Genomic DNA, 11,685 nt, shown 5'->3' on the forward strand with positions numbered 1-11,685 from the left:
AAGGGTTTCGATCCTGATGCGCGGCGAGATCTGAATGTTTCGCCAGGCGTTGAAAGCTGTTGAAAAACAAATTTCAAAAAACGCTTGACGATACGAAAGAAATTCAGTCATAATCTCGCTTCTCTGCTGATGACAAGTCAGCGACGCGAACGAAGCAGCAAGATGCGCAAGCGCAGAATGTGGCGAGTTCAGCGGATGTTCTTTAAGAATTCACAGCCGATAAGCGTGGGCGTTTGAAGCGAAGTGCTGGTAGCCGGAGACGGTTGCCAAGTCCTTTGGACTTTAAACGCTCACGGATAGAGAATGAAGCTATGCAAATAGTCTTTGTTCGATTCCGTTGAGTAAATTCAAGATCGAACTGTAGAGTTTGATCCTGGCTCAGATTGAACGCTGGCGGCATGCCTTACACATGCAAGTCGAACGGTAACAGGCCGCAAGGTGCTGACGAGTGGCGAACGGGTGAGTAATGTATCGGAACGTGCCCAGTCGTGGGGGATAACTGCTCGAAAGAGCAGCTAATACCGCATACGACCTGAGGGTGAAAGCGGGGGACCGTAAGGCCTCGCGCGATTGGAGCGGCCGATATCAGATTAGGTAGTTGGTGAGGTAAAGGCTCACCAAGCCGACGATCTGTAGCTGGTCTGAGAGGACGACCAGCCACACTGGGACTGAGACACGGCCCAGACTCCTACGGGAGGCAGCAGTGGGGAATTTTGGACAATGGACGCAAGTCTGATCCAGCCATGCCGCGTGCGGGAAGAAGGCCTTCGGGTTGTAAACCGCTTTTGTCAGGGAAGAAAAGGCTCTTTCTAATAAAGAGGGCTCATGACGGTACCTGAAGAATAAGCACCGGCTAACTACGTGCCAGCAGCCGCGGTAATACGTAGGGTGCAAGCGTTAATCGGAATTACTGGGCGTAAAGCGTGCGCAGGCGGTTGTGCAAGACAGGTGTGAAATCCCCGGGCTTAACCTGGGAACTGCACTTGTGACTGCACGGCTAGAGTACGGTAGAGGGGGATGGAATTCCACGTGTAGCAGTGAAATGCGTAGATATGTGGAGGAACACCGATGGCGAAGGCAATCCCCTGGACCTGTACTGACGCTCATGCACGAAAGCGTGGGGAGCAAACAGGATTAGATACCCTGGTAGTCCACGCCCTAAACGATGTCAACTGGTTGTTGGGAGGGTTTCTTCTCAGTAACGTAGCTAACGCGTGAAGTTGACCGCCTGGGGAGTACGGCCGCAAGGTTGAAACTCAAAGGAATTGACGGGGACCCGCACAAGCGGTGGATGATGTGGTTTAATTCGATGCAACGCGAAAAACCTTACCTACCCTTGACATGCCAGGAATCCTGCAGAGATGTGGGAGTGCTCGAAAGAGAACCTGGACACAGGTGCTGCATGGCCGTCGTCAGCTCGTGTCGTGAGATGTTGGGTTAAGTCCCGCAACGAGCGCAACCCTTGTCATTAGTTGCTACGAAAGGGCACTCTAATGAGACTGCCGGTGACAAACCGGAGGAAGGTGGGGATGACGTCAGGTCATCATGGCCCTTATGGGTAGGGCTACACACGTCATACAATGGCCGGGACAGAGGGCTGCCAACCCGCGAGGGGGAGCTAATCCCAGAAACCCGGTCGTAGTCCGGATCGCAGTCTGCAACTCGACTGCGTGAAGTCGGAATCGCTAGTAATCGCGGATCAGCTTGCCGCGGTGAATACGTTCCCGGGTCTTGTACACACCGCCCGTCACACCATGGGAGCGGGTTCTGCCAGAAGTAGTTAGCCTAACCGCAAGGAGGGCGATTACCACGGCAGGGTTCGTGACTGGGGTGAAGTCGTAACAAGGTAGCCGTATCGGAAGGTGCGGCTGGATCACCTCCTTTCTAGAGAATGGTCGAGCACTTGGTTGCTGCATGCAGCGATCGAGCAGCGAGATCCAATGCAGAGCGTTTCAAGCGCCCACACTTATCGGCTGTAGAGTACACAACGCTAGAGTGTTAACACGTGAGCCTGCCGAGCTGGCCTTGTCAGGTGCAGCGCGTGAGGCAGGCTGACGGTTTGAAAGAATCGTGGGTCTGTAGCTCAGTCGGTTAGAGCACCGTCTTGATAAGGCGGGGGTCGCTGGTTCGAATCCAGCCAGACCCACCACGGATTACAGAGTGATCTGTATGGGGGATTAGCTCAGCTGGGAGAGCACCTGCTTTGCAAGCAGGGGGTCGTCGGTTCGATCCCGTCATCCTCCACCATCTCATGTTCAGCGGAAGATGAGGAAACACTCAAAGGTTGGCAAACCAGAGCATCGGGATCGATGTTGTGGTTTGCCAGTCTTGGCTTTAAATAGTCGGCTGTTGTTCTTTAACAATTTGTAGAGTCGAATCAGCGTTGCTGATGGAAAGCAAGTCTTCGTAAAGGGGGATTTGCACCGTGCCATCAGCGACATTTGATTGCGTCAACGAACTTCAACTCTGAGCAATCAGAGAGTATGAAGAACGGCGAAACGCGAATACTCAAAAACTTCCATCGTGAATACAAGACGATGTGAAGCAGTCCTTGACGACATTGAAAGATGTCAAAGTTATAGGGTCAAGTGACTAAGTGCATGTGGTGGATGCCTTGGCGATTACAGGCGATGAAGGACGTGATAGCCTGCGATAAGCTTCGGGGAGCTGGCAAATAAGCTTTGATCCGGAGATTTCCGAATGGGGAAACCCACCTCGCAAGAGGTAACTCTGACTGAATACATAGGTCATTGTGGCGAACCGGGTGAACTGAAACATCTCAGTAGCTCGAGGAAAAGACATCAACCGAGATTCCGAAAGTAGTGGCGAGCGAAATCGGAGTAGCCCTCGTGTTTTAGCAGTTGGCATATCAGAACGGAATGGAAAGTCCGGCCATAGCGGGTGATAGCCCCGTATGAAAAATGTCGATTGTGGAACTAGGCACGAATAGAGTAGGGCGGGACACGTGAAATCCTGTCTGAACATGGGGGGACCATCCTCCAAGGCTAAATACTCGTAATCGACCGATAGTGAACAAGTACCGTGAGGGAAAGGCGAAAAGAACCCCGGGAGGGGAGTGAAATAGATCCTGAAACCGCATGCATACAAAAAGTAGGAGCCCGAAAGGGTGACTGCGTACCTTTTGTATAATGGGTCAGCGACTTACATTCAGTGGCAAGGTTAACCGAATAGGGAAGCCGTAGAGAAATCGAGTCCGAATAGGGCGTTCAGTCGCTGGGTGTAGACCCGAAACCAAGTGATCTATCCATGGCCAGGATGAAGGTACCGTAACAGGTGCTGGAGGTCCGAACCGACTAGTGTTGCAAAACTAGCGGATGAGCTGTGGATAGGGGTGAAAGGCTAAACAAACTTGGAAATAGCTGGTTCTCTCCGAAAACTATTTAGGTAGTGCCTCAAGTATTACCATCGGGGGTAGAGCACTGTTTAGGCTAGGGGGTCATGGCGACTTACCAAACCTTGGCAAACTCCGAATACCGATGAGTACAGCTTGGGAGACAGAGCACCGGGTGCTAACGTCCGGACTCAAGAGGGAAACAACCCAGACCGCCAGCTAAGGTCCCTAAAATTGGCTAAGTGGGAAACGAAGTGGGAAGGCTAAAACAGTCAGGATGTTGGCTTAGAAGCAGCCATCATTTAAAGAAAGCGTAATAGCTCACTGATCGAGTCGTCCTGCGCGGAAGATGTAACGGGGCTAAGCCAGTTACCGAAGCTGCGGATGCACAGTTTACTGTGCGTGGTAGGAGAGCGTTCTGTAAGCCTGTGAAGGTGTCTCGTGAGGGATGCTGGAGGTATCAGAAGTGCGAATGCTGACATGAGTAGCGTTAAAGGGGGTGAAAAGCCCCCTCGCCGTAAGCGCAAGGTTTCCTACGCAACGTTCATCGGCGTAGGGTGAGTCGGCCCCTAAGGCGAGGCAGAGATGCGTAGCTGATGGGAAACAGGTCAATATTCCTGTACCGATCAATAGTGCGATGTGGGGACGGAGAAGGTTAGCTCAGCCGGGTGTTGGAAGTCCCGGTTCAAGCATGTAGGCGTGCTCTCTAGGCAAATCCGGAGGGCTTAGCTGAGGTGTGATAACGAGTCTGCTTGCAGACGAAGTGAGTGATACCCTGCTTCCAGGAAAAGCCACTAAGCTTCAGCTATTGACGACCGTACCGCAAACCGACACTGGTGCGCGAGATGAGTATTCTAAGGCGCTTGAGAGAACTCTGGAGAAGGAACTCGGCAAATTGACACCGTAACTTCGGAAGAAGGTGTGCCTTTAGTAGGTGAAGTTGTACAAACGAAGCCCAATGAGGCCGCAGAGAATCGGTGGCTGCAACTGTTTATTAAAAACACAGCACTCTGCAAAGACGAAAGTCGACGTATAGGGTGTGACTCCTGCCCGGTGCTGGAAGATTAAATGATGGGGTGCAAGCTCTTGACTGAAGTCCCAGTAAACGGCGGCCGTAACTATAACGGTCCTAAGGTAGCGAAATTCCTTGTCGGGTAAGTTCCGACCTGCACGAATGGAGTAATGATGGCCACACTGTCTCCTCCAGAGACTCAGCGAAGTTGAAATGTTTGTGATGATGCAATCTCCCCGCGGAAAGACGGAAAGACCCCATGAACCTTTACTGTAGCTTTACATTGGACTTTGAACAGATCTGTGTAGGATAGGTGGGAGGCTTTGAAACCTGGTCGCTAGATCAGGTGGAGCCGACGTTGAAATACCACCCTGGTGTGTTTGAGGTTCTAACCTTGGCCCGTGATCCGGGTTGGGGACAGTGTATGGTGGGCAGTTTGACTGGGGCGGTCTCCTCCCAAATCGTAACGGAGGAGTTCGAAGGTACGCTAGGCACGGTCGGAAATCGTGCTGATAGTGCATAGGCATAAGCGTGCTTGACTGCGAGACTGACAAGTCGAGCAGGTACGAAAGTAGGACTAAGTGATCCGGTGGTTCTGTATGGAAGGGCCATCGCTCAACGGATAAAAGGTACTCTGGGGATAACAGGCTGATACCGCCCAAGAGTTCATATCGACGGCGGTGTTTGGCACCTCGATGTCGGCTCATCTCATCCTGGGGCTGTAGCCGGTCCCAAGGGTATGGCTGTTCGCCATTTAAAGAGGTACGTGAGCTGGGTTTAAAACGTCGTGAGACAGTTTGGTCCCTATCTTCCGTGGGCGCTGCAAGATTGAGAGAGCCTGCTCCTAGTACGAGAGGACCGGAGTGGACGCACCTCTGGTGTACCGGTTGTCACGCCAGTGGCATCGCCGGGTAGCTATGTGCGGAAGAGATAACCGCTGAAAGCATCTAAGCGGGAAACTCGTCTCAAGATGAGTCTTGCCGGGGCCTTGAGCCCCCTGAAGAGTCGTTCGAGACCAGGACGTTGATAGGCTGGGTGTGGAAGTGCAGTAATGCATTAAGCTAACCAGTACTAATTGCTCGTGAGGCTTGACCCTATAACTTTGACTTCACAGTCAAAGTGGACGGTATTCAAGTGACGTCGTTCTTCAGAAGTCTGAAGACGCAATCAAATACAATCGCTGATTCACGCAGAAGCCCCGCGCTCCTGCAACTCTACAAATTGGGCTCGTTGCTCACAGCAGCAACAGCCACACAGTTCAAGCCTGATGACCATAGCGACTTGGTCCCACTCCTTCCCATCCCGAACAGGACAGTGAAACGAGTCAGCGCCGATGATAGTGCGGATTCCCGTGTGAAAGTAGGTCATCGTCAGGCTAATATCCCGAGACGCCCGGTCGTGTGACCGGGCGTTTCTATCTGTGCAAGCAGATACAAGCATTGGTTGCAGTGCTTGCATGTGCTGGTGCAGCCTGGTGAAAGCCAGGGCCCAGACCGAAGCGATCCCGCTTGCGATGTGGGAAGTTCCTCAGAACTTTCTTCGCAATAGGTGTTGACGATGATGAAAAAATCGTTCATAATCTCGCTTCTCTGCTGATGACAAGTCAGCGACGCGAACGAAGCAGCAGGATGCGCAAGCGCAGAATGTGGCGAGTTCAGCGGATGTTCTTTAAGAATTCACAGCCGATAAGCGTGGGCGTTTGAAGCGAAGTGCTGGTAGCCGGAGACGGTTGCCAAGTCCTTTGGACTTTAAACGCTCACGGATAGAGAATGAAGCTATGCAAATAGTCTTTGTTCGATTCCGTTGAGTAAATTCAAGATCGAACTGTAGAGTTTGATCCTGGCTCAGATTGAACGCTGGCGGCATGCCTTACACATGCAAGTCGAACGGTAACAGGCCGCAAGGTGCTGACGAGTGGCGAACGGGTGAGTAATGTATCGGAACGTGCCCAGTCGTGGGGGATAACTGCTCGAAAGAGCAGCTAATACCGCATACGACCTGAGGGTGAAAGCGGGGGACCGTAAGGCCTCGCGCGATTGGAGCGGCCGATATCAGATTAGGTAGTTGGTGAGGTAAAGGCTCACCAAGCCGACGATCTGTAGCTGGTCTGAGAGGACGACCAGCCACACTGGGACTGAGACACGGCCCAGACTCCTACGGGAGGCAGCAGTGGGGAATTTTGGACAATGGACGCAAGTCTGATCCAGCCATGCCGCGTGCGGGAAGAAGGCCTTCGGGTTGTAAACCGCTTTTGTCAGGGAAGAAAAGGCTCTTTCTAATAAAGAGGGCTCATGACGGTACCTGAAGAATAAGCACCGGCTAACTACGTGCCAGCAGCCGCGGTAATACGTAGGGTGCAAGCGTTAATCGGAATTACTGGGCGTAAAGCGTGCGCAGGCGGTTGTGCAAGACAGGTGTGAAATCCCCGGGCTTAACCTGGGAACTGCACTTGTGACTGCACGGCTAGAGTACGGTAGAGGGGGATGGAATTCCACGTGTAGCAGTGAAATGCGTAGATATGTGGAGGAACACCGATGGCGAAGGCAATCCCCTGGACCTGTACTGACGCTCATGCACGAAAGCGTGGGGAGCAAACAGGATTAGATACCCTGGTAGTCCACGCCCTAAACGATGTCAACTGGTTGTTGGGAGGGTTTCTTCTCAGTAACGTAGCTAACGCGTGAAGTTGACCGCCTGGGGAGTACGGCCGCAAGGTTGAAACTCAAAGGAATTGACGGGGACCCGCACAAGCGGTGGATGATGTGGTTTAATTCGATGCAACGCGAAAAACCTTACCTACCCTTGACATGCCAGGAATCCTGCAGAGATGTGGGAGTGCTCGAAAGAGAACCTGGACACAGGTGCTGCATGGCCGTCGTCAGCTCGTGTCGTGAGATGTTGGGTTAAGTCCCGCAACGAGCGCAACCCTTGTCATTAGTTGCTACGAAAGGGCACTCTAATGAGACTGCCGGTGACAAACCGGAGGAAGGTGGGGATGACGTCAGGTCATCATGGCCCTTATGGGTAGGGCTACACACGTCATACAATGGCCGGGACAGAGGGCTGCCAACCCGCGAGGGGGAGCTAATCCCAGAAACCCGGTCGTAGTCCGGATCGCAGTCTGCAACTCGACTGCGTGAAGTCGGAATCGCTAGTAATCGCGGATCAGCTTGCCGCGGTGAATACGTTCCCGGGTCTTGTACACACCGCCCGTCACACCATGGGAGCGGGTTCTGCCAGAAGTAGTTAGCCTAACCGCAAGGAGGGCGATTACCACGGCAGGGTTCGTGACTGGGGTGAAGTCGTAACAAGGTAGCCGTATCGGAAGGTGCGGCTGGATCACCTCCTTTCTAGAGAATGGTCGAGCACTTGGTTGCTGCATGCAGCGATCGAGCAGCGAGATCCAATGCAGAGCGTTTCAAGCGCCCACACTTATCGGCTGTAGAGTACACAACGCTAGAGTGTTAACACGTGAGCCTGCCGAGCTGGCCTTGTCAGGTGCAGCGCGTGAGGCAGGCTGACGGTTTGAAAGAATCGTGGGTCTGTAGCTCAGTCGGTTAGAGCACCGTCTTGATAAGGCGGGGGTCGCTGGTTCGAATCCAGCCAGACCCACCACGGATTACAGAGTGATCTGTATGGGGGATTAGCTCAGCTGGGAGAGCACCTGCTTTGCAAGCAGGGGGTCGTCGGTTCGATCCCGTCATCCTCCACCATCTCATGTTCAGCGGAAGATGAGGAAACACTCAAAGGTTGGCAAACCAGAGCATCGGGATCGATGTTGTGGTTTGCCAGTCTTGGCTTTAAATAGTCGGCTGTTGTTCTTTAACAATTTGTAGAGTCGAATCAGCGTTGCTGATGGAAAGCAAGTCTTCGTAAAGGGGGATTTGCACCGTGCCATCAGCGACATTTGATTGCGTCAACGAACTTCAACTCTGAGCAATCAGAGAGTATGAAGAACGGCGAAACGCGAATACTCAAAAACTTCCATCGTGAATACAAGACGATGTGAAGCAGTCCTTGACGACATTGAAAGATGTCAAAGTTATAGGGTCAAGTGACTAAGTGCATGTGGTGGATGCCTTGGCGATTACAGGCGATGAAGGACGTGATAGCCTGCGATAAGCTTCGGGGAGCTGGCAAATAAGCTTTGATCCGGAGATTTCCGAATGGGGAAACCCACCTCGCAAGAGGTAACTCTGACTGAATACATAGGTCATTGTGGCGAACCGGGTGAACTGAAACATCTCAGTAGCTCGAGGAAAAGACATCAACCGAGATTCCGAAAGTAGTGGCGAGCGAAATCGGAGTAGCCCTCGTGTTTTAGCAGTTGGCATATCAGAACGGAATGGAAAGTCCGGCCATAGCGGGTGATAGCCCCGTATGAAAAATGTCGATTGTGGAACTAGGCACGAATAGAGTAGGGCGGGACACGTGAAATCCTGTCTGAACATGGGGGGACCATCCTCCAAGGCTAAATACTCGTAATCGACCGATAGTGAACAAGTACCGTGAGGGAAAGGCGAAAAGAACCCCGGGAGGGGAGTGAAATAGATCCTGAAACCGCATGCATACAAAAAGTAGGAGCCCGAAAGGGTGACTGCGTACCTTTTGTATAATGGGTCAGCGACTTACATTCAGTGGCAAGGTTAACCGAATAGGGAAGCCGTAGAGAAATCGAGTCCGAATAGGGCGTTCAGTCGCTGGGTGTAGACCCGAAACCAAGTGATCTATCCATGGCCAGGATGAAGGTACCGTAACAGGTGCTGGAGGTCCGAACCGACTAGTGTTGCAAAACTAGCGGATGAGCTGTGGATAGGGGTGAAAGGCTAAACAAACTTGGAAATAGCTGGTTCTCTCCGAAAACTATTTAGGTAGTGCCTCAAGTATTACCATCGGGGGTAGAGCACTGTTTAGGCTAGGGGGTCATGGCGACTTACCAAACCTTGGCAAACTCCGAATACCGATGAGTACAGCTTGGGAGACAGAGCACCGGGTGCTAACGTCCGGACTCAAGAGGGAAACAACCCAGACCGCCAGCTAAGGTCCCTAAAATTGGCTAAGTGGGAAACGAAGTGGGAAGGCTAAAACAGTCAGGATGTTGGCTTAGAAGCAGCCATCATTTAAAGAAAGCGTAATAGCTCACTGATCGAGTCGTCCTGCGCGGAAGATGTAACGGGGCTAAGCCAGTTACCGAAGCTGCGGATGCACAGTTTACTGTGCGTGGTAGGAGAGCGTTCTGTAAGCCTGTGAAGGTGTCTCGTGAGGGATGCTGGAGGTATCAGAAGTGCGAATGCTGACATGAGTAGCGTTAAAGGGGGTGAAAAGCCCCCTCGCCGTAAGCGCAAGGTTTCCTACGCAACGTTCATCGGCGTAGGGTGAGTCGGCCCCTAAGGCGAGGCAGAGATGCGTAGCTGATGGGAAACAGGTCAATATTCCTGTACCGATCAATAGTGCGATGTGGGGACGGAGAAGGTTAGCTCAGCCGGGTGTTGGAAGTCCCGGTTCAAGCATGTAGGCGTGCTCTCTAGGCAAATCCGGAGGGCTTAGCTGAGGTGTGATAACGAGTCTGCTTGCAGACGAAGTGAGTGATACCCTGCTTCCAGGAAAAGCCACTAAGCTTCAGCTATTGACGACCGTACCGCAAACCGACACTGGTGCGCGAGATGAGTATTCTAAGGCGCTTGAGAGAACTCTGGAGAAGGAACTCGGCAAATTGACACCGTAACTTCGGAAGAAGGTGTGCCTTTAGTAGGTGAAGTTGTACAAACGAAGCCCAATGAGGCCGCAGAGAATCGGTGGCTGCAACTGTTTATTAAAAACACAGCACTCTGCAAAGACGAAAGTCGACGTATAGGGTGTGACTCCTGCCCGGTGCTGGAAGATTAAATGATGGGGTGCAAGCTCTTGACTGAAGTCCCAGTAAACGGCGGCCGTAACTATAACGGTCCTAAGGTAGCGAAATTCCTTGTCGGGTAAGTTCCGACCTGCACGAATGGAGTAATGATGGCCACACTGTCTCCTCCAGAGACTCAGCGAAGTTGAAATGTTTGTGATGATGCAATCTCCCCGCGGAAAGACGGAAAGACCCCATGAACCTTTACTGTAGCTTTACATTGGACTTTGAACAGATCTGTGTAGGATAGGTGGGAGGCTTTGAAACCTGGTCGCTAGATCAGGTGGAGCCGACGTTGAAATACCACCCTGGTGTGTTTGAGGTTCTAACCTTGGCCCGTGATCCGGGTTGGGGACAGTGTATGGTGGGCAGTTTGACTGGGGCGGTCTCCTCCCAAATCGTAACGGAGGAGTTCGAAGGTACGCTAGGCACGGTCGGAAATCGTGCTGATAGTGCATAGGCATAAGCGTGCTTGACTGCGAGACTGACAAGTCGAGCAGGTACGAAAGTAGGACTAAGTGATCCGGTGGTTCTGTATGGAAGGGCCATCGCTCAACGGATAAAAGGTACTCTGGGGATAACAGGCTGATACCGCCCAAGAGTTCATATCGACGGCGGTGTTTGGCACCTCGATGTCGGCTCATCTCATCCTGGGGCTGTAGCCGGTCCCAAGGGTATGGCTGTTCGCCATTTAAAGAGGTACGTGAGCTGGGTTTAAAACGTCGTGAGACAGTTTGGTCCCTATCTTCCGTGGGCGCTGCAAGATTGAGAGAGCCTGCTCCTAGTACGAGAGGACCGGAGTGGACGCACCTCTGGTGTACCGGTTGTCACGCCAGTGGCATCGCCGGGTAGCTATGTGCGGAAGAGATAACCGCTGAAAGCATCTAAGCGGGAAACTCGTCTCAAGATGAGTCTTGCCGGGGCCTTGAGCCCCCTGAAGAGTCGTTCGAGACCAGGACGTTGATAGGCTGGGTGTGGAAGTGCAGTAATGCATTAAGCTAACCAGTACTAATTGCTCGTGAGGCTTGACCCTATAACTTTGACTTCACAGTCAAAGTGGACGGTATTCAAGTGACGTCGTTCTTCAGAAGTCTGAAGACGCAATCAAATACAATCGCTGATTCACGCAGAAGCCCCGCGCTCCTGCAACTCTACAAATTGGGCTCGTTGCTCACAGCAGCAACAGCCACACAGTTCAAGCCTGATGACCATAGCGACTTGGTCCCACTCCTTCCCATCCCGAACAGGACAGTGAAACGAGTCAGCGCCGATGATAGTGCGGATTCCCGTGTGAAAGTAGGTCATCGTCAGGCTAATATCCCGCCAAACCCCCGGTTCCGCAAGGACCGGGGGTTTTGCTTTTGAGGATCCCATCTTAAGGATCCAATATCCGCGGGCAGCCGGCCGCACTTCGTATTTCGTATTTCG

The 11,685-nt window shown here is 52.4% G+C and carries 4 tRNA genes and 6 rRNA genes; all 10 read left to right on the top strand.

The annotated features are described in order from the left end of the window. The first annotated feature begins 355 nt into the window (after nucleotides 1–355). The 10 genes from ACS5PK_RS22370 to rrf (ACS5PK_RS22415) all read left to right on the top strand — a co-directional run bounded on the left by ACS5PK_RS22370 (nucleotide 356) and on the right by rrf (ACS5PK_RS22415) (nucleotide 11,570). A 16S ribosomal RNA gene (locus ACS5PK_RS22370) occupies nucleotides 356–1,884 on the top strand. A 188-nt stretch (nucleotides 1,885–2,072) separates the two neighbouring features. Then, nucleotides 2,073–2,149, top strand: a tRNA-Ile gene (locus ACS5PK_RS22375). 22 nt (nucleotides 2,150–2,171) lie between these two features. Beyond that, nucleotides 2,172–2,247 (top strand) — tRNA-Ala (locus ACS5PK_RS22380). Nucleotides 2,248–2,582: 335 nt separating this feature from the next. After that, a 23S ribosomal RNA gene (locus ACS5PK_RS22385) occupies nucleotides 2,583–5,460 on the top strand. Between the two features lie 167 nt (nucleotides 5,461–5,627). Then, nucleotides 5,628–5,740 (top strand): 5S ribosomal RNA (gene rrf, locus ACS5PK_RS22390). 445 nt (nucleotides 5,741–6,185) lie between these two features. Continuing rightward, nucleotides 6,186–7,714: ribosomal RNA gene (locus ACS5PK_RS22395) — 16S ribosomal RNA — on the top strand. 188 nt (nucleotides 7,715–7,902) lie between these two features. Then, nucleotides 7,903–7,979: transfer RNA gene (locus ACS5PK_RS22400), tRNA-Ile, on the top strand. Between the two features lie 22 nt (nucleotides 7,980–8,001). Beyond that, nucleotides 8,002–8,077 (top strand) — tRNA-Ala (locus tag ACS5PK_RS22405). 335 nt (nucleotides 8,078–8,412) lie between these two features. Then, a 23S ribosomal RNA gene (locus ACS5PK_RS22410) occupies nucleotides 8,413–11,290 on the top strand. Nucleotides 11,291–11,457: 167 nt separating this feature from the next. After that, nucleotides 11,458–11,570 (top strand): 5S ribosomal RNA (rrf, locus tag ACS5PK_RS22415). Together the 16S, 23S and 5S rRNA genes with 4 tRNA genes alongside form the textbook arrangement of a ribosomal RNA operon. Nucleotides 11,571–11,685: the final 115 nt, after the last annotated feature.

It is taken from the genome of Roseateles sp. DB2 (genome assembly GCF_051857535.1).
In the GTDB taxonomy this organism is placed as follows: domain Bacteria; phylum Pseudomonadota; class Gammaproteobacteria; order Burkholderiales; family Burkholderiaceae_C; genus Roseateles_B.